Origin of the sequence: Acetobacter tropicalis (genome assembly GCF_030644465.1) — a bacterium.
In the GTDB taxonomy this organism is placed as follows: Bacteria; Pseudomonadota; Alphaproteobacteria; order Acetobacterales; family Acetobacteraceae; genus Acetobacter; species Acetobacter tropicalis.
In genome coordinates this window covers 1,371,334-1,395,395 of the sequence record NZ_JAUYUW010000001.1, presented here as the reverse complement: position 1 = coordinate 1,395,395, position 24,062 = coordinate 1,371,334, and the positions used below count along the sequence as shown (strand labels likewise).

Sequence of the window (24,062 nt, the reverse complement as noted above, 5' to 3'; positions counted from 1 at the left end):
CCACGCCGTTGCTCTGTTGCCAGAACACAGTGGCCTCTCAGTTCCTTGCCGGAACCCCCCTTGGTATGAGGAATGAGATAGCTTTTCGCGTTTTCCTGTCAAGGAAATTCGGGACTACAGGGCACGCTGCCCTCATAATTCTCCGTGTGTGCGGAACAGGGAGTAGAAGAGATTCAAACACGCCACTGTAACATATTTAATAAAAAAATGTAATTTCTATGCAACCGTTGCCACATTGTGGCATTATGGTGCCATGAAAGCAGAAAAGAAACGTGCTCAAGAAGCAATTGCGAATGTTGAGATTTCGCCAAACGCCCATCGTGTCTTGTGGATAGCGGCTTTTGTTGCTGCCATATGCGGTGGGTTATACGGTTATGACACTGGTATTATTTCCGGTGCTCTTCTTCTTATCACCAAAGACTTTCATTTGACTTCTGGTCAGGAAGAAATGGTGACATCTGCCATTCTTGTGGGTGCGGTGCTGGGTGCGCTGAGCATCTCCTATCTGTCCGAGCGTTTTGGCCGCCGGGCCACCGTTATGGTGGTGACCGCGGTTTTTGTGGTGGGGGCGCTTGCATGCTCCTATGCGCCAGACATGAACAGCCTGATTATTGCCCGCGTTTTTCTGGGCCTGGCGGTGGGGGGAGCTACGCAGGTGGTGCCCACCTATATTTCGGAACTGGCCCCTGCTAGCAAACGTGGTAATCTGGTGACGTTGTTTAACGTTGCCATTGGGGTTGGCATTTTTCTGGCTAACCTTGTGGGTTTTGCCATGCGTGATGCCTGGGGATGGCGGCCCATGATCTCTGTGGCGGCTCTACCTGCGGCCTTTGTGTTTGTCTGCATGTTCTTTCTGCCCAAAAGCCCGCGCTGGACGGCGGAAAATGAGGGTCTTGTTTCCGCAGTTGAGCAGTTGAGCCGTGTGCGGACTTCCCGCAAGGCCATTCGGCGTGAGATCCGTGAAATTCATGAAAACACGGCCAGCATGGATGAGGATGAAAGGGGCTGGAAAGGTCTTTTCCTACCATTTGCCCGCCCTGCGCTGATTGCCGCGTTGGGTATTGCCTTCTTCACACAGGCAGGGGGGTTGGAAATGATGATCTATTACGCCCCAACCTTTCTGTCTGATGCCGGGTTCGGCAATTCAGCCGCCCTGCTGGCCAGCCTTGGCATTTCCATTGTCTATCTGGTCATGACCCTGCTGGGCTGCCTGTTTGTGGATAAAATTGGGCGCCGCCGTCTGGTGCTGATCATGGGACCGGGCTCTGTTATCAGCCTGATCGGGCTGGGTATCATGTTCGCCATCCATCCGGATAAAGGCAGCGTTGGAAGCTGGGTGACCATTGTCTTCATGCTGCTGTTCATGATGTTCAATGCAGGCGGCATTCAGGTGGTTGGCTGGTTGCTGGGGGCCGAACTGTTCCCGCTCCCCATGCGGGCTGCGGCAACCAGTGTGCATGCCGCCGTGCTGTGGGGGGCTGACCTTTTGGTAACTGCCACCGCACTGACCCTGGTGCATCTGGTGACACTGGGGGGCACCATGTGGGTCTATGCGGGGGTCAATCTGGCATCTGTGATCTTTGTGTATTTCTTTGTGCCAGAAACGGCCGGAGCCACACTGGAAGATATTGAGACAGCCCTGCGGCGTGGAGAATTCACCCCCCGCCGTGGTGAAGACCCGCGTATCCGCTCCTATGATGAGGAAGAAGAGGAAGAGGCGGGTGTGTCTTCCGCAGCCTGACGCAGCCTGGTTCAGGACGTGTTATGTGCAGAAAAGGCTCTCTTCGGAGAGCCTTTTTTATGGGGCGCAGGTGGCTTTCCGGCTTGAGTGGTCGCGTCAGCGGTACACTAGGCCACCATCAATCATGACGGATTGGCCTGTCATGTAATTGGAATCCGCACTGGCCAGGTAAGCCACAAAGGCGGCAACGTCTTCCGGCGTTTCCACGCGGCCCAGTGCAATGCCTTCTACGTATTTTTTGTAGGTCTCGCCTACCGGGGCACCTGTTTCCTCCGCCATGCGGCGGTCAATTTCCGTCCACATATCCGTGCCCACCACACCGGGGCAGTAGGCATTCACGGTAATGCCGGAGGAGGCCAGTTCCTTGGCGGCAGCCTGTGTCAGCGCGCGTACGGCAAATTTGGTGGCGGAATAAACGCCCAGGAACGCAAAACTTTCGTGCCCAGCAATGGAGCAGGCATTGATAATCTTGCCGGGGGTGCCCTGGGCTTTGAAGGTTTTTGCGGCAGCCTGAATACCCCACAACGTGCCCTGCACATTGATGCGGAAAATGGTGTCCACTTCTTCCGGCGTCACCTCCAGTAGGGAGCGCACCTGCGCAATACCGGCATTGTTCACCATGATATCCACGTGCCCCATAGCCTGAGAGGTCTGTTCCAGCACAGAGAAAACCTGCGCGCGGTCACTGACATCCGCAGTCAGAGGTAGCGCCTTGCGGCCCAATGCCTCAATTTCTGCGGCTACGGTGGCCAGCTTGTCTTTTTTGAGGTCGGTCAGAACAATATCCGCGCCATCCTTGGCAAGGCGCAGGGCAATGCCACGCCCGATACCCTGCGCGGCACCTGTCACAATGGCGATTTTACCTGAAAGAGACATGTGTTTGCTTTCTCTGATGCACTGTGCAGCCAGATGCCGCACGCGGCAGAAGGCAAACCTGCACCAGAGAAAGCGTCAACCGGGCATCACGGAAGAGTGACCACAAAAAACCCGACTTCCTTCCGAAAGCCGGGTTTTTCTGGTCGCACGTAGAGGTCAGTGCGGGCGGCTGGTGAACTGTTCCAGCCAGTGAATGGTGTACTCACCCTTCTGGAATTCAGGGTCCGCCAGAATACGGCGGTGCAGCGGAATGACGGTCTTGATGCCTTCCACCACAAATTCGTCCAGCGCCCGGTGCATGCGGGCAATGGCCTGCGCCCGAGTCGGGGCATGCACAATCACCTTGGCGATCATGCTGTCATAGTAAGGCGGCACCCGGTATCCGGTGTACAGGGCACTATCCACGCGCACACCAAGGCCGCCGGGGGGATGATACACCGCCACCGTGCCGGGGCAGGGGGCAAAGGTATCCGGGTCTTCCGCGTTGATGCGGCATTCAATGGCATGGCCGGAGAAGGAGATGTCAGACTGGGTATAACCCAGCTCTTCCCCTGCTGCGATGCGGATCTGTTCGCGCACCAGATCAACATCACACACCATTTCCGTAACCGGATGCTCAACCTGCAGGCGGGTGTTCATCTCGATAAAGCAGAACTGGCCGTCCTGATACAGGAACTCCAGCGTGCCTGCGTTCCGGTAGCCCATCTTGGCCAGAGCATCCGTAGCGGTGCGGCCAATGGCGTCACGCTGTTCAGCAGACAGAACGGGGGAGCCTGCTTCTTCCAGCAGTTTCTGGTGGCGGCGTTGCAGGGAGCAGTCACGCTCACCAAAATGCACCACGTTTCCGTGGTTGTCGGCCAAAATCTGGAGTTCGATATGGCGCGGCTTATCCAGATATTTTTCCAGATAAACGGCATCATTGCCAAAAGCCGTGCGGGCTTCCGTGCGGGCTACGCTCCAGGCTTCTTCCAGTTCGCTTGCGCTCTGCGCCACTTTCATGCCGCGTCCGCCACCGCCAGCCGTCGCCTTGATCAGAACGGGGTAGCCAACTTTTTCTGCAACCGCGCGTGCTTCTTCAAGGCTTTTCAGTTCACCGTCAGAACCCGGTACCAGCGGAACGCCAAGGGCTTCCATGGTGGTTTTGGCGGTGATCTTGTCGCCCATCATGCGGATATGGTCAGCCGTTGGCCCGATAAAGGTCAGGCCGTGGGCTTCCACCGTTTCGGCAAAATCCGCGTTTTCGGACAGAAAGCCGTAACCGGGATGAATGGCTTCTGCCCCGGTTATGGTGGCGGCAGCCAGAATGGCCGCCACGTTCAGATAGGAGTCGCGTGACGCAGCAGGCCCGATACACACGGCTTCATCCGCCAGGCGCACATGCATGGCGTCTTCATCCGCAGTGGAGTGAACCGCTACGGTCTTGATGCCAAGTTCCCGGCAGGCGCGCAGGATACGAAGGGCAATCTCGCCGCGGTTGGCGATGAGGATTTTTGAAAACATCACTCGATGATGGCAAGCGGCTGGCCGAATTCTACCGGATCGCCCGAGGCCACCAGCAGCGTCTTAACCGTGCCAGCCTTGTGAGCCTTGATCTGGTTGAAGGTTTTCATGGCTTCAATCAGCATCAGGGTCTGCCCGGCGCTGACAATCTGGCCTTCGCTCACAAACGGAGGGGAGGACGGATCAGGCGTGAGATACGCCACGCCAACCATGGGGCTGTTAACCGCACCCGGATGGCGGGAGAGGTCTGCCGGGGCAGCGGGAACCGGAGCCACCGCAGGGGCCGCTACCGGAGCCGGAGCAGCAACAGGGGCCGGAGCCACGGCCTGCACGGAAGCAGGGGCACGGGCTACACGAATGCGGCTGTCTTTCTCCGCAATTTCGATTTCCGTCAGGCCGGTGTCGGTCAGAATTTCAGCCAATGCCCGAATGGCATCTGCATCCACGAGCAATCCGCTCATTGGTCATCCTCATGTAGAATAAGATCGGTCATTGCCTGCAATGCCAGAGAATACCCTGTCACGCCTAGCCCGCAGATAACGCCAACGGCGGCGCGGGAGACATAGGACATGTGGCGGAATGGCTCGCGGCGGTGAATATTGGAGATATGGACCTCAATTACCGGCAGGTCCGTAGCCAGAAGCGCATCCAGCAGGGCAACCGACGTATGGCTGTAACCTGCGGGGTTGATGATGATGCCACGCGCCCGTTTACGGCAATCCTGCACCCAGGAGATCAGCTCACCTTCTATGTTGGTCTGGCGGAAATCAATGGCCAGATCCAGCTTGTCGGCGGCCTGGATACAGATCTGCTCCACATCATCAAGGGTGGCGCTGCCGTAAATTTCGGGCTGACGCTGGCCGAGCATGTTGAGATTGGGGCCGTTCAGCACAGCAATAAGAGGTCTTTCCATAGTGCATCGGGCCGTAGCACGATGCCACGCTGCATCCAAGAGAAGAGATTGGTATGCGGCGGAAAATTCAGGAAAAACCTGTTCCGGGTTGCCTGTTCCAGCCATTTGCCGCGGGGTGTGAGGCCAGCGGCCGGAATGCGGGGGCAACACAAAAACGCGCTGTATCTGCCTCTTTTTCGCCATGAGCCTCCGCCATGAAAGGGGAGCCTGTAAAAGGGGCCGGGGCAGAAACTGGTTGCTTTTTCAGGCATGCAACGGCTTTATTCAACCAGTTTTAATGGGTGATGGAGTGAACAAGCGGATGTCAGCCCTACGCCGGGCACTTCTTGGAAGTGTGTTTGTTATGGCCTCCATGGGGTCTGCTTCTTCTGCACGAGCAGAGGATAGCGGGCAAAGTGGCACAGCGTGGGCCGATTCTGTGCAGCGTGCTCTTGCCGCGCGCGAGCAGAAAGACCCCACGTTTTCCAACCCCGCCATGGGCAAGGGTCATCACGCTTTGCAGAAGGGCATGGCGAGCTGGTACGGTGGTCGTTTCAGCCATCGGCGTACATCCTCTGGCAGTCTTTTCAATAAAGCGAGCCTGACTGCGGCCCATCCTACCGCGCCACTGGGCAGCAAGCTGCTGGTGACGTCAGAAGACACAGGCCGTTCGGTTGTGGTTACGGTCAATGATCGTGGGCCGTATAGTCGGGGCCGTATCATTGATCTCTCGCAGGCCGCGGCAGCCAAAATTGGCATGCTTGGGTCTGGCGTTGCGCACGTGAAGATCGAGCCTGCACCGATTGAAGTTGCGTCTGCGCCACAGGATGGGGCCGAATCCATCGAATCCTCTTCCGTCATGCAGTTTGAGGCCGCGCAGGGGCATACCGTGCGTCCGATCCGGCGCGCAAAACGCTCATAGAATTTCCGCCTTAATAAAGTCTGTCAGCATGTTCTGGCAGACTTGTAGACGTTAAGGGCGGCGCATGAAGTCGTCCGTTAAAGGCTTCTGTGGGGTCTTTTATGAGCCTGCAAAGGCACGCTGAAAGCCCTTGGCGAGGCCCTTAGACCGAAAATCCGAGAAGGTTGGCCATATGTAGATATTGGCCCGTCCTGCCTGTTGGACGTGCGTCTGTCATGGCTTCAATCAGATTTTTCGGCTGGTTTTTCAGCCTCGCTAGATGCTCAGCAGACGGAAGTGTGGCTTTATTGAGTGTGGCCTCTATCAAGTCATGCAAGGGGGGCGGCTGTTTGCTCTTGAGGCGCTCAGTGCGGTTGGCCTCCTGCCGCGCGCTCTTCTTTCCGTCTTTTCTCGCCGTGTGCCTGTACTGTCCGGCTGATGTTCGTTCAGCCCCTGATTGTGTGTATCAGAGGTGAACGGGTTTGCGGCGTTCACCGCGTGCGTAGCTTTCCATTTCCGCGTTCAGTTCCGCACCCATCAGAATCACCCAGGCGCTGACAAAGAACCACATCATGATGGCAATCACTGCCCCCAGAGGTCCGTAAGTGGCGTTGTAGCTGGCAATGTGGGCGACATAATAGGAAAAGCCTGAGGCGCTGATGATCCATGTAAGCGTGGCGAACAGTGCCCCCGGCAGAACCCACCGCCACAAAGCAGGGTGGTGACGGTCCGGGCCAAAGCGGTAGAGCACCGATGTTGCCAGAATCTGGAAGGTGAACATGATAAGCGGCCCGCTCCATCTGGCCGCAAACTCAAGGGAGCCGGGCGGAGTGGGGATGTGCAGCCACGCTGGCAGGTTCAGGAACAGAGGCAGCGCCACCATAAGAGCCAGAGTAAGAGCCGCGCCCAGCACTGCGGAGAGCGTCATGCTCAGTGCCGTGATCTGGAACACGATGAAGCTGCGGCTTTCCTTGGTGTTATAGGCAATGTTCAGCGCCGCCAGAATGGACCGTGTGGCCGCAGAAGCGGACCAGAGTGCCACGCTCAGCGAGATGACAAGATTGAAGGTAAGAGAGCTGTGCGGCTCGGCCACCAGAGTCTGGATACGGTCATAGATCAGGCTGTAGGCGCTGGGCGGCAGCAGGCTGCGCAGCACTTCAAGCTGTGGCGTGACGGTCTGCACATCAAACGCCAGCCCGTAGATGGAAATCAGGGAACTGATGGCCGGAAACAGGGAGAGGGTGGTATAGAAGGCGCAGCCTGCGGCCACCAACGTTGTGGGGCCGGAAATGAGGCTCTTGGCAGTCTGGATGAAAATGGTCTTCCAGTCTGCACGGCCGAGGTCTGATGGGCTGCGGAATGTCCGGCCAGTTTTCTCCACACCCGGATTCTGGTTTTCCTGAGGCTGGTGCTCAGCAGGCGACGGTGCGGCGGAATCACAGAGAACCTGCATCGTGCGTCAAACATCCTTCTTTGTCGTGTGGCTTGGGGCCAGAGGTTGAACCGCGAGTGACCAGGAGCGCGAACGAACAAGGCCAAAAGTTACGGGCGGTTCCCTTCACGGCAGCGGCGGTGTTCCCGAACAAGCAGGAAAAACAACGTGAAGAAACCGAAGTGAGTGGTGGTTTTACCGAGGGTATTTCTGTCATGCCATGTTTTTTTGAAAACCTTCCATTTTTGTCTTGCACTTGTGGCGGTTTGGCCTCATATGCACGCCCCTACGCAGCAACGCACGTGCCACTGGCCCTCTGAGGTTACGCAACGACGTCAAGCGTTCTGGCAATCGGGACCGCCTCATTTCTGGACGGTTCGCCTTTGGTCGCTGGTCCGTTAGACCGTTTCGCAACTCCTCTTCCTGCATGGAACACGCAGCAAGAGCCTTATATTGGGGGAATGGGTGGGATGACTCCCAAAATTGCCCGTTTTATCGCCGAACAAAAGCCGGCAACGCCTTGCCTCGTGGTCGATGTCGATCAGGTTGAAGCGCGTTACCATGCCCTGAACACCGCCCTGCCACAGGCGCGCATTTATTATGCGGTCAAGGCGAATCCTGCCATGCCCATCCTTAACCGGTTGGTTGGCCTGGGCTCCTGCTTTGACGCCGCATCCTGGGAAGAAGTTTCTCTGTGCCTGGAAGCCGGAGCGGAACCGGACGCCATTTCTTTTGGCAACACGGTGAAGAAAGTCTCCGCCATTCGCGCCGCTTATGCAGCCGGTGTGCGGATGTTTGTGTTCGACTGCCAGGAAGAGCTTGAAAAGCTGGCCGAACATGCACCGGGTGCCCGCGTCTATTGCCGTCTGCTGGTGGATAATGATGGCGCGGAATGGCCGCTTTCCCGCAAGTTCGGCACCACGCTGGACTCCGCGCGTGATCTGATGCTCAAAGCGCGGGATATGGGGTTGGACCCGTATGGTCTTTCCTTCCATGTGGGCAGCCAGCAGCTTTCTGCTGACGCCTACGAGGTTGCCATTTCTCGTGTGGCCGCTCTGTTCACTGATCTGAGTGCCGCCGGGCTTGACCTGCGCATGGTCAATCTGGGTGGGGGGTTCCCCGTCCGGTATCGGGATGATGTGCCGAGCATTGATCACTTTGCCATGGCCATCAGCCACGCCATGACCGAGCACTTCGGCAACGCGCTGCCGGAAATGCTGGTGGAACCGGGTCGCTTTATTGTGGGTGAAGCCGGGGTTGTCCGGTCCGAAGTTGTGCTGGTCAGCCGTCGCGGGCGGGAAGATGGGCCGCGCTGGGTGTATCTGGACATTGGCCGCTTTGGTGGATTGGCTGAAACGGAAGGCGAATCCATTCGCTATGCCATTCGCACGGAACGCGATGGTACCCCGACCGGCCCCGTAGCAATTGCAGGCCCAACCTGTGATGGTGCGGATATCATGTATGAAAAGACAGCTTACGAACTGCCTTTGGGGCTGACGGCTGGTGAGCAGGTGGACCTGCTTTCTACCGGCGCCTATGTGTCCACTTATTGCTCCACCCGGTTCAATGGCTTCAAGCCGCTGACCGAGCATTATATCTGATCTGGTATGTTTAGCAGGCACAGGAGGGCTTAACCTCCTGTGCCAGTTTGTTTTTTTCTTTATCTGGCACGGGCCTGCCCCATGGTCAGCCCTGCCTTGTGCGCGCCTGTCTTTGCGCTGAGCGCCTCCTGCACAACATTACCCGCATTTGATGCGTGGGAATGTTCAAGGGAGACGGATCGTGAAATCATCAAGCATAGTGTTGGCCACTCTGTTGGCATCAGGTGTGGCTATGCCCGCCATGGCGCAGACAGCCGCACAGGCCACAACCGTTGCGGCGGCGGCAGCCTCTTCTGGTGCGCCGGCAGCGCCTTCACCAGCCAACGCCCAGCTTGCCAATCTGGCAGCGCAGGATTTTGGCCGGTTGTCCGTGGACGGTAACACCGCATTTGAAGAACTGAGTCTGGCACGGCAGGCCATTTATGATGGTGATCTGGACACAGCCAAGAAACTGATCGCCAGTGCTCAGATCGCTCTGGAAACGGCCAAGGCGGATAATACGGCCTTCCAGAAAGCGGAAGACGAACTGATGCCCACCAAAACGCGTCAGCAACCGCCCCGTCCTTTGGCTTCTACCGGCAAGCAGGTGGCATGGTTGCCGATTGATGGCGAACTGGTGCTGGATGAAACGGTTGAACCCACCCCGGAAAAATCCGCCGCGCTGGCAGCGGCTAACCGGCATCTGAAGGCGGGCAACACGGCTCGGGCTTCTGAAGTGTTGCGTGTCTCCAGCGTGGATGCGGATTATATCATTGCCGCTGTTCCGCTGGAGCAGACCCGGAAAGATGTGGCGCAGGCTGCAAAGTTCATTAAAAGCAACCCGTACAAGGCCAGTGAAGCTCTGCGCGATGCCGAAAACGCCGTACGCTATGCGTCGGTTGATATTCAAGGGGCAGGCCAGCAGTCCGCAGGTGCGCCGACCGCTCCTTCCAAATAAGGGACGGGACTCCAGCGTGGTGCTTGCGCCTCTGAAGGCATGAGCGCCGTTTTGGTAGGCCGCTGGTTGAAAGTCCGTGATTGCGGGCTGTGAAGGGTTTTTGAGGCAGAAAAGATGGATCGGGCGGCGAGACGTCAGACCGCCGAGACAAAAATCCAACGCTTTCAGTCTCGAAAGGCCTGATGTGGCCCATCTGACAGGCTTGTCAAACAGACACCCGCGTCATCTGGCACGATCGTGCCGGGCGATATTATCGGGAAAGCAAGGGGATGCCTGTTAAAGAGGTATCCCCTTTTTTCTGGATCGGACCTCCCATGCTTACGCCCTGTTGCAGAGCGTTTTGGGGGTAATCAATAACTGTATAAAAACGTAAAATAGGTCAAAGCCTTGCTCTTTGCGTGATTAGTCGCAACAACAGGGAAGCGGCGGGGCTGATGGTGGTTCCCGTCCTTAGTCTGTTTTTCTCTCAGGTGATGTCCGCATGAAGCAACGAGAACTGGGCCGTACTGGCATTATGGTGAGTGAACTGTGCCTTGGCACCATGACCTTCGGCCAGCAGAACACCGAAGCCGAAGGGCATGCCCAGCTTGATATGGCGCTGGCGCATGACATCAATTTTATTGATACGGCAGAACTTTATTCCATTCCGCCCCGCGCTGAAACGCAGGGCTCTACGGAAACCATTATCGGCAGCTGGCTGAAAGCACGCGGTAATCGGGACAAGATTATCCTTGCCAGCAAGGCGGTGGGACGGGGCACCCAACCGTGGTTTCGGCCCGGTGGGGAAGAAACGCGCCTGACACCACGGCAGATCCGGTACGCGCTGGAACGGTCTTTGCGGCGTTTGAACACGGACTATCTGGATCTGTATCAACTGCACTGGCCAGATCGGAAGATCGGGTTGTTTGGAGAAGGGGGTACCACGTTTACATCTCTGGCGGATGCGGATGAGGTGCCGATTGAAGAAACATTGGGCGTTCTGGGCGATCTGGTGACGGAAGGGAAAATCCGTCACGTAGGGGTCTCGAACGAGACAGCATGGGGCGTGTCTGAATATCTCGCGTGTTCCAGAACAGGTGCGCCGCGTATTGCTTCAATTCAGAACGCTTACAACCTGATCAATCGTACATTTGAAATCGGGCTGGCAGAAATGGCTTTGAGGGAACGGGTCAGCCTGCTGGCCTATTCTCCGCTGGCGCAAGGCTATCTGACCGGAAAATATCTGAATGGCGCGCGGCCTGCGGGTGCACGCACGACCTTGTTTGACCGTGGGCAACGCTACCAGAAGCCCGGCGTGGATGTGGCGATTGAAGCCTATCTGGCCCTTGCGCGGGAAGAAGGGTTGGACCCTGTGCAACTTGCCGTTGCGTTTGTTACGTCCCGCCCGTTTGTGACATCCAACATTATCGGGGCCACCAGCACGCAGCAGCTTGCAACGATCCTTGGCTCTGTGGAGGTGACCATCACCCCAGAACTGGAAGCCAAGATCAACGCAATCCATCAGGTGCATTCTAACCCCGCGCCCTAACACGGGGGTGGACGGTTGTTTCCGTGGGGAGGGAGCAGGATTGTGCTTCCGCTCTAGTTGGTGAAGCGGGGAAAGAAGGAAGAATGCTTCCTCTCTCGACGGAGGGAGCATGGAAACAATGGCTGTACGCGTGTCAGATCAGGAAGCGAATGCCGAACGATCTGCCTCTGGGCCAGTAGTTTTTCACTTCGTTGACCTCGGAAACGGTCAGATTTGCGGCGGTATTTTCAAAAACTGTTTTGCCAGTCCGCCACAGTCGGTTTTCTAAACAGTCTTTGAGCGGAGCCTGCCAGCGTGATGTGGCAGGCTCTGTTTTTTGTCGGTTATTCCACCGCAGCGCGTAATCCGGCTCCGGCTGCCAGCGGGCAGAGAGGCAAAGTGCCAGCCAGAAAAGCGCCGAGCAGTTCCAGATCAGGCCCCCAAGGCAGGCCAGTGCGCGCAGCGTCAATAGCGGCGGCTCCAAAAATCAGGGCCGGGGTTATGAGGGGCAGCACCAGAAGCGGCAGCAGAACGCCCCCGCGGCGCGCGCCCAGCACAATGGATGCGCCCATGCCGCCAACCAGAGACAAGACCATGGAGCCCAGCAGCAAGCCTGCCAGCAGAATAGGCAGCGTGGCCGTGGGGAGACCCAGCATGATGGCCAGTGGAACAGCGGCAATCAGCAGGGGGAGGCCGGTTGTCAGCCAGTGGGCGGTTATCTTGGCCAGCGCCACCAGCGCGGGCGGCAGCCCCAGCAGCAGAAGTTGGTCAAGCGAGCCATCTTCCAGTTCCGCGCCGAACAGACGGTCCAGCGGCAGAAGGGCGGCCAGCAGTGCGCAGACCCAGATAATGCCGGGGGCCATATGGCGCAGCAGATCAGGCGATGGTCCAAGCGCAAGCGGAAAGAGGGTGCCTGTCAGAATAAAGAACAGCACTGCCCCCAACGTATCCGCCCCATGACGCAGTGCCAGCCGGAGGTCCCGGAAGACCACGGCCCAGAACAGGCTCATCATGCGTTGGCTCCTTCGTGATCAGAGGGAGAGAAGGCGGACGACTCCTCATCCCACCATCTGTCCGCTGGGTCCGGCGCACCGGGCAGGGCAAGATGGCGCACGTCTTCAAGGGGCAGCGGCACATGGGTTGTGGCTATGACCACGCCGCCAGCAGCGCGGTGCCGGGCAATGGCTTCGCCCAACAGCACAATGGCGTTGGCATCCAGCCCCAGGCTGGGTTCATCCAATAGCCACAGGGGAGCCTGAGCCAGCAGCACGCGGGCAAGGGCCGCACGCCGCTTCTGCCCGGCGGAAAGCAGGCGGGCCGGTAAATCCGCCAGCGGCAGAAGGTCCACAGCTTTCAGTGCTGCCGTCATGTCGCCGCCGCCTGCACGGGCAAACAGATGCAGATTCTCCACAACACTCAGGCTGGGTTTCAGGGCGTCCTGATGGCCAAGATAGGCCACGCGGGTGGCGTGGGCCGTGCGGTCTTCCGCAATGGGCACACCGTCCCACAGCAGGGCGCCACCATCCGGGCGACGCAGGCCCGCCAGCACACGCAGCAGGGTGGATTTGCCTGCCCCGTTGGGGCCGGTAAGCAGCATGGCCTCGCCAGCATGCAAACTCAGGCTGACATCATCCAGCACCAGCCGGTCCCCCCGGAAAACCGAGAGAGACTCTGCTACAAGCCGTGGTATGCCGGAGGGGGGAGGGGCAGCAAAATGTGGCTCCTCTTCTGCAAAAGACGTCTCGGAGATCGGACTTCTCCTTAATGTTACCTGTCAAAACCCGCCAAAGCCTGTGTGCTCGCGCGCTCGTGGTCGCACCCCGGCTTGTGCCATGTAAGTCTGCCGGTATGTTCTACTGCCAACGGGATATCAAGTCGGCCACCCGGAAGAGCGGGTGAGCACCTGCACCGTGTCAGAGGCGGTAAGCCGACTTCCGGAACGTATCACCGGCCATGGGCTGTGATAGGGGAGATAGGGTTATATGAAGACGGTTGGGCACGACTCACTGAAAACAGGCCGTACACTCACTGTAGACGGTAAGGCCTATCATTATTTTTCCATTCCTGAAGCAGCAAAAACAATCGGCGATGTTAGCCGTCTGCCTGTTTCACTGAAAGTTCTGCTGGAAAACATCCTGCGCTTTGAAGACGGTCGTTCCTATAATGTGGACGACGCCAAGGCGATTGCAGGCTGGTTGCCGAAGGGGAGCAGCACCAAGGAAGTGCCGTTCAAGCCTTCTCGCATTCTGATGCAGGACTTCACGGGCGTTCCGGCGGTGGTTGACCTTGCCGCCATGCGCGACGGCATTGTGAAGCTGAAAGGTGACCCCCAGAAGGTGAACCCGCTGGTTCCCGTCAATCTGGTGATCGACCATTCCGTGATGGTGGATGTTTACGGCTCGCAGGATGCGCTGCAGAAAAACATCACGCTGGAATTTGAACGCAATGGCGAACGCTACGCCTTCCTGCGCTGGGGCCAGGAAGCGTTTGAAAACTTCTCCGTTGTGCCGCCTGATACCGGCATCTGCCATCAGGTGAACCTGGAATACATTGCTCAGGTTGCCTGGACAGCCAACGTGGGTGGCAAGGATTACGTCTACCCCGATTCGCTTTACGGCACGGACAGCCACACCACCATGATCAATGGTCTGGGCGTTCTGGGCTGGGGTGTTGGCGGGATTGAGGCTGAAGCCGCAATGCTGGGCCAGCCCATTGCCATGCTGATCCCTGATGTGATCGGCTTCAAACTGACCGGCAAGCTGCCTGAAGGCGCCACGGCGACCGATCTGGTGCTGACCGTGACCCAGATGCTCCGTAAAAAGGGCGTTGTGGGCAAGTTTGTTGAATTCTTTGGTCCTGCTCTTGATCACCTGCCGGTGGCTGACCGCGCAACCATTGCCAACATGGCTCCGGAATATGGCGCAACCTGCGGCTTCTTCCCGGTTGATGCCCTGACGCTGGACTTCCTGCGTGAAACCGGCCGTGATGAACACCGCATCAAGCTGACCGAAGAATATCTGCGGGCGCAGGAAATGTTCCGCACCGCTGAAACGCCGGAACCTGTGTTTACAGATGTTCTGGAACTGGATCTGAGCACGGTTGTGCCGTCCATCTCCGGCCCGAAGCGCCCGCAGGACCGCGTTGTTCTGACGGAAGCCAAGACCGCGTTTGAAAAAGAACTGACCTCTTCCCTTGGCGTTCCCGCGAACGATGCCAACAAGAGGGTTCCGGTTGCTGGCACCAACTATGAAATCGGTCAGGGCGATATTGTGATCGCCGCCATTACCTCCTGCACCAACACCTCCAACCCGGCGGTGCTGATTGCGGCTGGTCTGGTGGCCCGCAAGGCGCGTGCTCTGGGCCTGAAACCCAAACCCTGGGTCAAGACCTCACTGGCTCCCGGTTCTCAGGTTGTGACCGATTATCTGGACCGCTCCAAGCTGTCTGAAGATCTGGATGCACTGGGCTTCAACACGGTCGGGTATGGCTGCACAACCTGTATCGGTAACTCCGGTCCGCTGCCGTCGCACATTGTGGATGCCATTGAAAACAACAACCTGGTTGCTGTTTCCGTGCTGTCCGGCAACCGTAACTTTGAAGGCCGTATCTCTCCGAACGTGCGGGCAAACTATCTTGCCAGCCCGCCGCTGGTGGTTGCCTACTCCATTCTGGGCACCATGCGGAAGGATATCACGACCGAACCTCTGGGCACCTCCAAGGATGGCAAGCCGGTCTATCTGAAAGATGTCTGGCCTTCCAACAAGGAAATTGCTGACCTGATCGGTTCTTCCATCAACCGTGAAGAGTTCATCAAGCGCTACAAGCACGTGTCCAAGGGCACGAAGGAATGGCAGGACCTGAAGGTTGCCACCGGGTCTGAAACCTACGCGTGGGATGCAAAATCCACCTATGTTCAGGATCCGCCGTACTTCAAGGACATCACACCGGAACCCAAGCCGCGTGGTGGCATTGAAAACGCCCGTATCCTGGCCCTGCTGGGTGACAACATCACGACTGACCACATCTCACCTGCCGGTGCGATCAAGAAGGACTCCCCTGCCGGGCGTTATCTGATCGAGCATGGTGTGGAACCGCGTGACTTCAACTCCTACGGCTCTCGCCGCGGGAATGACCGCGTGATGGTGCGTGGCACCTTTGCCAACATCCGCATCAAGAATGAAATGCTGCCGGGCACGGAAGGGGGGCTTTCCAAGCACTATCCTGATGGCAAGGAAGGCTTCATTTACGATGTCGCCATGGAATACAAGAAGGAAGGCGTTCCGCTTGTGGTCTTTGGTGGCAAGGAATACGGCATGGGGTCCTCCCGTGACTGGGCAGCCAAAGGCACCCTGCTGCTGGGGATCAAGGCAGTCATTGCTGAAAGCTTTGAACGTATTCACCGCTCTAACCTTGTGGGCATGGGCGTTCTGCCGCTGCTGTTCAAGGAAGGCACAACCCGCAAGACCCTGAACCTGAAGGGTGATGAAACCATCACCATCACGGGGCTGGAAAAAATCACGCCGCGCATGGATGTGACCATGACCATTACGCGTGCTGATGGTTCCAAGCAGGATGTTCCGCTTCTTTGCCGTGTCGATACACTGGACGAAGTTGAGTATTACCGGCATGGTGGCATCCTTCAGTATGTGTTGCGTGGGATGACCAAAGCTGCCTGATAACCGTTTTGTTCCTAGCGGACACGACATTGCCGACCCGGATCACTCCGGGTCGGCTTTTTGCGTTGAAGAAGACCCCATTGTTCTGAGTGCGCTGAATGTGCACAAAAGCTTTGGAGAAGGGGCAATTCTGAGCGGTGTCTCCCTTGAAGTGCGCAAGGGAGAGCTGATCTCCGTGATTGGCCCATCCGGCTGCGGGAAATCAACATTTCTGCGGTGTCTGAATTTTCTGGAAATACCGGATAGCGGGACCGTAACCGCCATGGGCGTTACGATAGAACGCCAAGGTGGCCCCTGGCGGCGTGCTGACGAGCATATGGCCCATAAGCTGCGCACCCATGTGGGCATGGTGTTTCAGAGCTTTAATCTTTTCCCGCACCTTACGGTTCTGGATAACGTTCTGCTGGCCCCGCGCGTGGTGAAGGGCGAAGGCGGCGTGGAAGAACGGGATGAGGCCATGGCCCTGCTGGAAAAGGTGGGGCTAGGCAAGGTGGCGCAGCGCTATCCTCTTTCTCTCTCCGGCGGGCAGCAGCAGCGCGCGGCCATTGCCCGCGCCTTGGCCATGCGGCCGGAGATCATGCTGTATGATGAACCCACATCCGCACTGGACCCGCTGGTGGCGGAGGAAGTGCTGGGCGTGATGCGCACGCTGGACAATGAAGGCATGACCCAGATTGTGGTGACGCATGACATGCGTTTTGCCCAGGTGGCGTCTGATATCATTGTTTACATGGATGGTGGACACATTATAGAGGCCGGACCACCGGAAACCCTGTGCGTGAATCCTGTGGATGAGCGCACCCGACGTTTTTTAAGGACAGTTTTGTGAAGCAAGGCCTGCGGCATTTTCTGTCACGGTTTGTCATGGTTCGGTCTGGGCTTCTTGCAGTGTTGGCGTTGGTAGCGGCTTTTGGTCTGTCCGCGCCAAAGGCGGGGTTTGCGGCCGAACCTTTGCGGTGGGCGGCTGATGCCTCGGCGGATGTGCCCTACACTTTTCATGACCTGAAAGATCAGTCACGCCTTACGGGGTATGAATATGAACTGATGCAGGAACTGGGCCGCCATATGGGCCGGGATCTGGCGTTCGTTCAGAATGACTGGGATGGCCTGATTCCCGGCCTGCAACGCGGCCTGTACGCCATGGTGATCTGCGGGATCGAGATCACACCGGAGCATGCGGAAGGCATAGATTTCAGCACCCCCTATTACGTGACATCTGAGCGGATTGTGGTGCGCAGGAATGGCCCGCAATTCTCCCGGCTGGAGGATCTGGATGGGCACGTGGTGGGTACCATCAAGGCCACGCAGGCAGAGCGGATTCTGGCCGGGCATCCCAAAGTGCAGGTGCGCACCTATGATGAAGAAACCAATGTGTTCATGGATCTTGTGAATGGCCGCACAGAGGCCATCCTGATTGATGGCCCCATTGCCCAGTATTACGGCGCAACCAATCCCGCCTTGCAGATAACGGGCGAACCCATTGGGCGCGTGGCTTACGGCATTGCTTTTGCCAAAGGCCAGAACGCGGCGCTGCGGGAACAGGTCAACACGGCTCTGGCCGCCATGCTCAAGGATGGCAGCCTGCACACCATTCTGGCACGCTGGAATTTGTGGACGCCTGAAATGGCGCAGTTCACGCAGGATTTTTCCACACCTGATATCGCCCCTACCGAGTGGCAGTCCTATGTTGCGGCGCAACAGGGCGGCGCTGGCTGGACGGAACGGTTGCGGCGTTATGTCGGGTTTCTGCCTCTGCTGGCCAAAGGGGCTGTTCTTACCCTTGCCGTTTCCTTGTGTGCCATGGTGTTGGCAGTGGCTCTTGGGTTGTCACTGGCTCTGCTGCGTTTGTATGGCGCACCGTGGATGGCGTCTCTCGCCGGGCTGTATGTGGAAATAGTCCGTGGCACGCCGCTGCTGATCCAGATTCTGTTCATTTTCTATGGCCTGCCGCAGTTTGGTATCAATCTTGGACCGTTTCTGGCCGGGGTGATGGGGCTGGGGCTTAACTACGCAGCCTATGAGGCCGAGAACTATCGCGCGGGACTGCAATCCGTGGCGCGTGGCCAGATGGAAGCCGCGCTGGCCCTGAACATGACGCATATTCAGGCGTTGCGGTTTGTGGTTGTGCCACAGGCGTTCCGGCTGGTGATGCCCGTCATGACCAATGATTTCATTTCTCTGCTGAAAGACTCATCGCTGGTCAGCGTGATTACGCTCACAGAACTCACCCAGACCTATATTCGCCTGTCTTCCACCTATTTTGACTATTTTGGCACGGGTCTGATGGTGGGGGGGGCTTATCTGCTGCTGGGGCTGCCGTTCGTGCGTTTGGCCCGGATGGCGGAAAAGAAACTGGCGCAGCCTCACACACGCCGCCGCTAAGGCTACCGCCAAGAAGGTGTGAAAGATCAGCGCGTGAGGCTGGCAAGGCAGTTGTGAGATTGAACAGCAGGGCTTCCAGCTACCAAGACCAAGACCAAGACCAAGACCAAGACCAAGACCAAGGGCACGGTGCTGGGGCCTGCGGGCGGCAAAAAACGGTGCATGTTGCTGTCAAAAATCCCGCCCGCCCGGCCTACCAGACTTGGCAACGGCCCTCTTGTGGGGCCGGAAGCAGCAAGGCGTTGGCACATCAAATGCGCCTGAGGCATGGCGGAAGAGTGCTCCCGTCAATTGTGTATAAAATAAGTATGAGTCAGATATAAATACGATAGTCGTATGATTACAGCTATACTCTAGCCGGGTCTGACGGTGGTCTGTGCGGTGCGGTGCCCGGAACCGTACCAAGCGGTCTGCTGAAAAGGCAGGGCAGGGCGTTTCAGCGTCTCAGCACATGTGTTCCGGAACCTGATGGACCTTCTTTCTGCTCTTCACAGCTTTGTCCGCGTGGCGGCCACAGGCTCTTTTTCGGCTGTCTCGCGTGAGACAGGTGTCAGTCAGCCCACTATTTCACGGCATATCGCCTTGCTGGAAGCGCATTACGGCACCACGCTGTTTGCCCGCACCACGCGCAGCCTGATGATGACAGAAGACGGCCGCAGCCTTCTGCCCCATGCCTATGAAGTTCTGGAAATTCTGGAAACGGCTGAAACCGTTCTGGGGCGACGGCGTGCATCTGTCTCCGGTTTGGTGCGGTTGGGGGTGACCACGGCGTTTGGCCTCTATCTGACCAGACGACTGGGGGAGTTGCTGGAGCGTCATCCTGATCTTTCAGTCGAGATCGTGATGCGCGACTCGTTTGGAGATCTGGTGGAAGAAGGGCTGGATCTGGCCGTGCGCGTAGGGGAAATTGCCGAAGGCTCCCTGATTGCCCGCAAGCTGGGCGTGGTGCGCAAATGGCTGGTTGTTTCTCCAGACTGCCTGAAACGGTGCGGCACCCCAGAACATCCGCGTGACCTGCCAGAATATCCTGCCATTGTTTACAACTATGGCGGTGGCCGGAATGACTGGCATTTTTACCGGGAAGAAGAAGAAAGCGTTATTGCGCCCTCAACGGTGTTCCGGGCCAACAGTAGTGAGGCCGTTTTCTACGCTGTTTCCGCCAGCATCGGCATTGGCCTGCTGCCAGAGTTCCTGGTGCGGGAAGCCGTAGAAGAGGGTAAATTGGTACGCCTGTTTGCAGATTGGAACATTCCCTCTCTGCCATTCTATGCAGTGCATACGGGCCCGCGTACCCTGCCACTGCGGACGCGTACGGTGCTCGATTTCCTGATTGAGGTTTCCTCCGATGTCCTGAGGGAAACGCCTAAACCCTGAAGAGAGAGGGCTTGAAAAATCTGGTGGGGTAATTTGCCGCACCTTTTGTTGGTGCCGAAAAGCGTGGGGTTTTGTCCTGCGCTCTTCCATCAGTGGGGCATCTCGCCTGTAGCCTTCATATCCCTGCTTTCCTGCGTCACTAATTCCTCGCGGCTCAGACCTTCGGACTCCTCTTCAAGCAGCGTCTCTGTCTCACAAAATCCTCGCCAGCTTTTTGGCGCGAGGTCGTGAAGGTACCAAAAGTGTCTTCTGACTGTCTGCTTGCGTAAGAGTGGGGCATTTTGCGCCCAACGACAGTAATGCGTTTTTGGTGCGGGGGCGTCGGAGGGGCGGGAGATGCCCTCTCCCGTTGCGGAATTTCTTCCGTGACGCAGAGGAGAGCAGACGCTAGGAGGCCGCTCCTCCCACCTCAGGGCCTCTCCTCTTCATGACCGAGGCTTCGATTTCGCGGAGAGAAACGTTCTTCCCTGCAACCTGCCTCTGCGTCAGGTTACACGGTAAGAACGCAGGTTTTAACCGTGGAAACCGGGGTCTGTGGCTGCGGCAGCGGGGAGTGGGCCGCCTTCCAGGGTGCTGTTGTACCCTTTGCGCAGGTAAGGCAGCCAGTTTTTCAGCCACGTATCGCTGCGTTTCACAAAGTCCGCCACCATGGGGGAATTGTTCATGCCTGCGCGGGACCAGTCTTCCGGAGCACCCGGCACGGCACGTTGCCCTGCTTCCGCCGGGCTGAGCAGCGTGTGGATGGTCGCAAAATCGACCCCGGTGCCAGATTTGCTTTTCTCAATATGGGTCCATCCCGCATCCACCAGAATGGGGGGAAGGTCAAAGCCCATCATGCCAAGCCGCTGCAACGCGGGCGGAATGAACAGCGGGCTGCTCAGCAGGCCCTGCAAGGCCTGATTGGAAGTGAGGAACAGGTTGTTCACCACCCGTATGGGTGATGTCAGCCAGCATTCCGTGTGGGTGCCATCTTGCGGCAGGTCTCCAACCGTAAAGTTGAAGCCGCTATGGCACATATCCTGCAACATCTGGGTATCAGAGGAGGGGAGGGATTGTGTGGTGGCCTGCGCGATGATGAAGCCCGTGACCACGCCGCGTTCTGACCGTACGAAAATGGAGGTCAGAATCTCCCCATGCGAAACATCATCCTGATAGTTTAGAACAGGGTGCCATTTGCCAGCCGGGAGGGGTAATTGACGCCCGGCAAAAGGGATCACGCCTTCAAACTGCGCATCCAGCGGAGGTTGGGAAACCATGCGGCGTCCTTCCCCTTCGGCATTGTTGGTCTGCGCGGCGGAGCTTCGGCCAAGCATGTGGCCAACCTTGTCCGTTACCGTCTGGTAGTAGGGCAGGCGGGTCGTCAGCCAAGGGGCGGGAAACAGCACAGAAAAAATGCCGCATGCACCGGTGGAAATCAGAACCGTGCGCCACAGGGGGGCACGTTGCCAAAGGCGGGTAAAAGCGGACATGCCGTAATGCTCGGTCCAGACGGTATCAGGTGTGAAAAACTTGGGCCTACCCACTGGCAGGCCCCGTACGCTTATGGGGTCAGGCGAGCGTGCATGCTCTCACTGTTGTCACCGTTATTGTCGGCTATTTTGGCTGTCACGGTGCCGTCCTCATCGCGGGAGATGCGAATCATGGAGGCACCCTGCTGGCGCGCCACAATCAGCGATTCGCTGATCATGTCTTCAATGGAACGCACAAGATCGCGGGCCGATGCGGCATCGCCCATACGGCTCTGGCGGCGCATCACATCCATCAGCAGGGACGCATCGATACCGCCGGTTTCCACCTTCAGCCCGTAGCTTTCGATCATGGTTTCGATTTCCAGCGCGGAAACGCGGGCAATATCCAGCCCCTTCAGCGCACGGAATACAAAGATACGGTCCAGACGGTTGAGCACTTCCGGGGCAAAACCAGCCTGACGCAGTGCTTCAACCGACTCGGCGCGCATCCGGTCCGGATCATCATGCAGGCGATCCGCAATTTCCGTCAGTGCATCGGTTGCGATGTTGGATGTCAGCACAAAAATGGCGCGAACGGTGGAAATCTGCTGCCCGGTGGAGGCCTCGGTAATATGACCATCATTCCACGCGGTCAGGAATTTCTTGAATACGTCCGGGTGGGCTTTTTCAATTTCATCCAGCAGCACCACGGCATCGGGCTTTTCCTTCAGGCCGCCGGTCAGCTTGCCGTAGGTATCAGAACCCACATACCCTTTGGGGGAGCCAAAAAGCTGGGTGGCCGCGTGCGGGCTGCTCATCTGCGTCATATCAAAATGCAGCAGAGGGCGTTCAAGCTGGCGGGCCATCTGTTTGGCAAGATAGGTTTTACCGGTGCCGGGTGGGCCCGCCAGCAGGAAGATACCAACCGGCTTGCCGCGAACCTGCAGGGCCAGCCTGCGGCGCAACTGCACGGCAATATCTTCACATACCTGATCCTGGCCAATCACGCGGGCGCGCAGGTTGGCGGCCAGTTCCTCGGCATCAATTGTTGTTTCCCGCTGTTCCCGCGCCAGCATTTCTTCAAGCGCGTTGCGGTTGGTCAGTCTGGCAAGAACGTCCATCATCCACCCCCGTCGGCGTAATAAGCCTTTGCGTGCAAGCCGCTCGGCGCGTGTTTCGAACAGCAGCCCGCCTATGGTCAACAAGCCGCTGACTGCGGCAATTATGGGCCATGCCGGTGCACACCATTCCATGAAATGGGTGAGCGAGGCCAGTGAAAGGTGCAGGCTGATGGCCATCTGGATGCTGGCCAGCACCAGAAAAATCACCATCATCAGCGGCATCAGCCGGTTAAGGGCTGGTAGCAGGCCTTTCATTGGGCAATCACCGTCAGGCCAAGAGAGTCACCCTGATGCATAACAGGTAGAACCTGTGGGCCGAACATGGTTATCACGCCGCTTCCTATTCCTACTATGCCCGGATCAGACACGGGAAGGATATCAACATTTCCGGCAACCGTAATGGGGAGAATCAATACGGTGGGGTTTGTTTGCAGGGCAACGGTACGGTGCGTGGTGCCTGATATGACAGACACAGTGCCCCCCGTGCCTGTGGCATCAAAAATGGGCATGGCAACCAGACGCAGATCGCGCCGCTTCACACCTGCCAGAATGTCAGCCTGTTCTTTTTCAGAATAGCCGGAGGAGGCAAGGGCTTCGGCTGCCTTGTCGGGGGCAATCAGGGAAAGCTGAATGCCTGTGCGCTGCTGTGATGCATCCGCACTCTGGTTATCTCCGCTTCCTGCTGCTGCCGGAGTGGTGGAGGTGTTGTTGCCCGAGCCCATGAAATGGACCCCGGCACCGGCCAGCAGGGTGCAGGTTGCCAGAGCGACAAGCACGGTGCGGAAATGGGAGGGTTTCTCCTCTTTCTCCGGCTGCGCTTTATACACGGGGTCAGGCAGATCGTTCATGAAATGTAATCAGACATATCCGGGTGGGAGTGTGCAAGTTCTGAAAACGCAGGAAAGCCCCGAAAAGAGCCCCGCACGACTAATTTCTTTTTTATGGGGGGTGGGAAAAGAAGGGCAACAGGGGTTTCAACTCTTGCAGCATGGTCTGGTATCCCCTACATGAAACATCATCCTTTCATTTTATCAGAATTTTGGGGGGTGGCCTTGACGGGCCGCCTTTTTTGCATTGGACGCTGATCTGCCCATCCATTCCGGTCTGGAAGCCCGCCTTGTCGCCCTTGTGGCGCCAACGCTGGATGATCTTGGCTATGAGATTGTTCGCGTGGCGGTGCTGGGGCGTGAAAGCCCGACAGTGCAGATCATGGCGGACCGCAAGGATGGCTCGCTCATCAATGTGGAAGATTGTGAGCGCATCAGCCATGCCGTGGGCGCTGTGCTGGATGTGGAAGATCCTATTCCCGGTGCCTGGACGCTTGAGGTGTCCTCCGCCGGAATTGATCGTCCGTTGACGCGCGCCAAGGACTGGAACCGCTTCACCGGCCATCAGGCCAAGGTGGAAGTTCTGGTTCCGGTTGATGGTCGGCGCCGGTTTTCCGGTGTTGTCCTGGGGGCGGATGCAGAAACCGGCCGACTCCGGCTGGATGATGGAACTGAGGCCCGTTTGCCGCTGGCGGAAATCCGCCGGGCAAAACTGGTATTGACGGATGCCCTGATTGAGGCGAGTGCGCAGATGGCGCGCCCTGCCGATGATGAGGGCGAGAATGAAAAGAGCAAGGCCGGGGAAGAAAAACCGGCCGGGCGCAAGTTACACTGATCACGTCGCCTG

20 protein-coding genes are annotated in these 24,062 nt (G+C 57.8%); 10 read left to right on the top strand and 10 right to left on the bottom strand.

From position 1 onward, the window contains the following. Positions 1-253: 253 nt before the first annotated feature. A complete protein-coding gene (locus tag QWU00_RS06205; RefSeq protein WP_035380303.1) occupies positions 254-1,741 on the top strand; it encodes a sugar porter family MFS transporter in 1,488 nt (495 codons plus the stop codon). Positions 1,742-1,837: 96 nt separating this feature from the next. Here the strand turns inward: QWU00_RS06205 and QWU00_RS06200 are convergent, their stop codons facing one another. From QWU00_RS06200 to aroQ, 4 genes are all read right to left on the bottom strand, one after another. Beyond that, positions 1,838-2,617: an acetoin reductase gene (locus QWU00_RS06200; protein WP_035380170.1), complete on the bottom strand. Its 780-nt coding sequence runs from the start codon at positions 2,615-2,617 to the stop codon at positions 1,838-1,840. 156 nt (positions 2,618-2,773) lie between these two features. Continuing rightward, complete coding sequence (gene accC / locus QWU00_RS06195; RefSeq protein ID WP_006558886.1) at positions 2,774-4,117, bottom strand: acetyl-CoA carboxylase biotin carboxylase subunit; 1,344 nt, start codon at positions 4,115-4,117, stop codon at positions 2,774-2,776. After that, on the bottom strand, positions 4,117-4,578 hold the full coding sequence (accB, locus tag QWU00_RS06190) for an acetyl-CoA carboxylase biotin carboxyl carrier protein (RefSeq protein WP_035380168.1): 462 nt from the start codon (positions 4,576-4,578) through the stop codon (positions 4,117-4,119). Before accB ends, accC begins: the two co-directional genes overlap by 1 nt. Further along, a complete protein-coding gene (gene aroQ, locus QWU00_RS06185; RefSeq protein ID WP_006558884.1) occupies positions 4,575-5,030 on the bottom strand; it encodes a type II 3-dehydroquinate dehydratase in 456 nt (151 codons plus the stop codon). The genes accB and aroQ overlap by 4 nt, the downstream gene beginning before the upstream one ends. 301 nt (positions 5,031-5,331) lie before the next feature. Between aroQ and QWU00_RS06180 the strand changes: the two genes are divergently transcribed. Next, on the top strand, positions 5,332-5,931 hold the full coding sequence (locus tag QWU00_RS06180; protein ID WP_035380300.1) for a septal ring lytic transglycosylase RlpA family protein: 600 nt from the start codon (positions 5,332-5,334) through the stop codon (positions 5,929-5,931). Between the two features lie 445 nt (positions 5,932-6,376). Here QWU00_RS06180 and QWU00_RS06175 read toward each other — a convergent pair whose 3' ends face one another. Further along, positions 6,377-7,363 (bottom strand): YihY/virulence factor BrkB family protein, encoded by a 987-nt coding sequence (locus QWU00_RS06175; protein ID WP_035380166.1) that lies wholly within the window; start codon positions 7,361-7,363, stop codon positions 6,377-6,379. Between the two features lie 449 nt (positions 7,364-7,812). Here QWU00_RS06175 and QWU00_RS06170 point away from each other — a divergent pair, with 449 nt between their 5' ends. The 3 genes from QWU00_RS06170 to QWU00_RS06160 all read left to right on the top strand — a co-directional run bounded on the left by QWU00_RS06170 (position 7,813) and on the right by QWU00_RS06160 (position 11,408). Beyond that, on the top strand, positions 7,813-8,943 hold the full coding sequence (locus QWU00_RS06170; RefSeq protein WP_006558878.1) for a type III PLP-dependent enzyme: 1,131 nt from the start codon (positions 7,813-7,815) through the stop codon (positions 8,941-8,943). Between the two features lie 181 nt (positions 8,944-9,124). Continuing rightward, entirely contained in the window at positions 9,125-9,880 is a 756-nt protein-coding gene (locus tag QWU00_RS06165) for a YfdX family protein (RefSeq protein ID WP_231551681.1), read from the top strand. 481 nt (positions 9,881-10,361) lie between these two features. After that, positions 10,362-11,408 carry an aldo/keto reductase gene (locus QWU00_RS06160; protein ID WP_035380162.1) on the top strand — a complete coding sequence of 349 codons (1,047 nt, stop codon included), beginning with the start codon at positions 10,362-10,364 and terminating at the stop codon, positions 11,406-11,408. Between the two features lie 323 nt (positions 11,409-11,731). On the opposite strand, the gene ccmB is transcribed toward QWU00_RS06160, so the two are convergent. Continuing rightward, positions 11,732-12,400 carry a heme exporter protein CcmB gene (gene ccmB, locus QWU00_RS06155; protein WP_081939049.1) on the bottom strand — a complete coding sequence of 223 codons (669 nt, stop codon included), beginning with the start codon at positions 12,398-12,400 and terminating at the stop codon, positions 11,732-11,734. Next, positions 12,397-13,077: a heme ABC exporter ATP-binding protein CcmA gene (gene ccmA / locus QWU00_RS06150; RefSeq protein WP_035380160.1), complete on the bottom strand. Its 681-nt coding sequence runs from the start codon at positions 13,075-13,077 to the stop codon at positions 12,397-12,399. Before ccmA ends, ccmB begins: the two co-directional genes overlap by 4 nt. Before the next feature lie 292 nt (positions 13,078-13,369). Here ccmA and acnA point away from each other — a divergent pair, with 292 nt between their 5' ends. The 4 genes from acnA to QWU00_RS06130 all read left to right on the top strand — a co-directional run bounded on the left by acnA (position 13,370) and on the right by QWU00_RS06130 (position 19,819). Then, positions 13,370-16,063 (top strand): aconitate hydratase AcnA, encoded by a 2,694-nt coding sequence (acnA, locus tag QWU00_RS06145; RefSeq protein WP_035380158.1) that lies wholly within the window; start codon positions 13,370-13,372, stop codon positions 16,061-16,063. 100 nt (positions 16,064-16,163) lie between these two features. Continuing rightward, positions 16,164-16,892, top strand: a complete 729-nt coding sequence (locus QWU00_RS06140; protein WP_269320086.1) for an amino acid ABC transporter ATP-binding protein — start codon at positions 16,164-16,166, stop codon at positions 16,890-16,892. A 35-nt stretch (positions 16,893-16,927) separates the two neighbouring features. After that, positions 16,928-18,445 carry an ABC transporter substrate-binding protein/permease gene (locus QWU00_RS06135; protein ID WP_052051366.1) on the top strand — a complete coding sequence of 506 codons (1,518 nt, stop codon included), beginning with the start codon at positions 16,928-16,930 and terminating at the stop codon, positions 18,443-18,445. Between the two features lie 468 nt (positions 18,446-18,913). Further along, positions 18,914-19,819: a LysR family transcriptional regulator gene (locus tag QWU00_RS06130; protein ID WP_035380156.1), complete on the top strand. Its 906-nt coding sequence runs from the start codon at positions 18,914-18,916 to the stop codon at positions 19,817-19,819. Positions 19,820-20,331: 512 nt separating this feature from the next. Here QWU00_RS06130 and QWU00_RS06125 read toward each other — a convergent pair. Genes QWU00_RS06125 through QWU00_RS06115 form a run of 3 tightly spaced genes read right to left on the bottom strand, consistent with a single transcriptional unit; the run spans position 20,332 to position 23,236 of the window. Continuing rightward, the gene (locus QWU00_RS06125) at positions 20,332-21,342 is read right to left on the bottom strand and encodes a hypothetical protein (protein WP_231551680.1); all 1,011 of its coding nucleotides are present in this window, start codon (positions 21,340-21,342) and stop codon (positions 20,332-20,334) included. Between the two features lie 17 nt (positions 21,343-21,359). Beyond that, positions 21,360-22,643, bottom strand: coding sequence for an AAA family ATPase (locus tag QWU00_RS06120; RefSeq protein ID WP_035380153.1), 1,284 nt, complete (start codon positions 22,641-22,643; stop codon positions 21,360-21,362). Then, entirely contained in the window at positions 22,640-23,236 is a 597-nt protein-coding gene (locus QWU00_RS06115; RefSeq protein WP_052051347.1) for a hypothetical protein, read from the bottom strand. The genes QWU00_RS06120 and QWU00_RS06115 overlap by 4 nt, the downstream gene beginning before the upstream one ends. Before the next feature lie 226 nt (positions 23,237-23,462). On the opposite strand from QWU00_RS06115, the gene rimP reads away from it, so the two are divergent. After that, positions 23,463-24,050, top strand: a complete 588-nt coding sequence (gene rimP / locus QWU00_RS06110) for a ribosome maturation factor RimP (protein WP_006558900.1) — start codon at positions 23,463-23,465, stop codon at positions 24,048-24,050. Positions 24,051-24,062: the final 12 nt, after the last annotated feature.

What these genes read in the sequence shown, in the direction of transcription:
- QWU00_RS06205 (WP_035380303.1), top strand. Translation starts at nt 254, where the DNA reads ATGAAAGCAGAAAAGAAACGTGCTCAAGAAGCAATTGCGAATGTTGAG.
- QWU00_RS06200 (WP_035380170.1), bottom strand. Translation starts at nt 2,617, where the DNA reads ATGTCTCTTTCAGGTAAAATCGCCATTGTGACAGGTGCCGCGCAGGGT.
- accC (WP_006558886.1), bottom strand. Translation starts at nt 4,117, where the DNA reads ATGTTTTCAAAAATCCTCATCGCCAACCGCGGCGAGATTGCCCTTCGT.
- accB (WP_035380168.1), bottom strand. Translation starts at nt 4,578, where the DNA reads ATGAGCGGATTGCTCGTGGATGCAGATGCCATTCGGGCATTGGCTGAA.
- aroQ (WP_006558884.1), bottom strand. Translation starts at nt 5,030, where the DNA reads ATGGAAAGACCTCTTATTGCTGTGCTGAACGGCCCCAATCTCAACATG.
- QWU00_RS06180 (WP_035380300.1), top strand. Translation starts at nt 5,332, where the DNA reads ATGTCAGCCCTACGCCGGGCACTTCTTGGAAGTGTGTTTGTTATGGCC.
- QWU00_RS06175 (WP_035380166.1), bottom strand. Translation starts at nt 7,363, where the DNA reads ATGCAGGTTCTCTGTGATTCCGCCGCACCGTCGCCTGCTGAGCACCAG.
- QWU00_RS06170 (WP_006558878.1), top strand. Translation starts at nt 7,813, where the DNA reads ATGACTCCCAAAATTGCCCGTTTTATCGCCGAACAAAAGCCGGCAACG.
- QWU00_RS06160 (WP_035380162.1), top strand. Translation starts at nt 10,362, where the DNA reads ATGAAGCAACGAGAACTGGGCCGTACTGGCATTATGGTGAGTGAACTG.
- ccmB (WP_081939049.1), bottom strand. Translation starts at nt 12,400, where the DNA reads ATGATGAGCCTGTTCTGGGCCGTGGTCTTCCGGGACCTCCGGCTGGCA.
- acnA (WP_035380158.1), top strand. Translation starts at nt 13,370, where the DNA reads ATGAAGACGGTTGGGCACGACTCACTGAAAACAGGCCGTACACTCACT.
- QWU00_RS06135 (WP_052051366.1), top strand. Translation starts at nt 16,928, where the DNA reads ATGGTTCGGTCTGGGCTTCTTGCAGTGTTGGCGTTGGTAGCGGCTTTT.
- QWU00_RS06130 (WP_035380156.1), top strand. Translation starts at nt 18,914, where the DNA reads ATGGACCTTCTTTCTGCTCTTCACAGCTTTGTCCGCGTGGCGGCCACA.
- QWU00_RS06120 (WP_035380153.1), bottom strand. Translation starts at nt 22,643, where the DNA reads ATGAAAGGCCTGCTACCAGCCCTTAACCGGCTGATGCCGCTGATGATG.
- QWU00_RS06115 (WP_052051347.1), bottom strand. Translation starts at nt 23,236, where the DNA reads ATGAACGATCTGCCTGACCCCGTGTATAAAGCGCAGCCGGAGAAAGAG.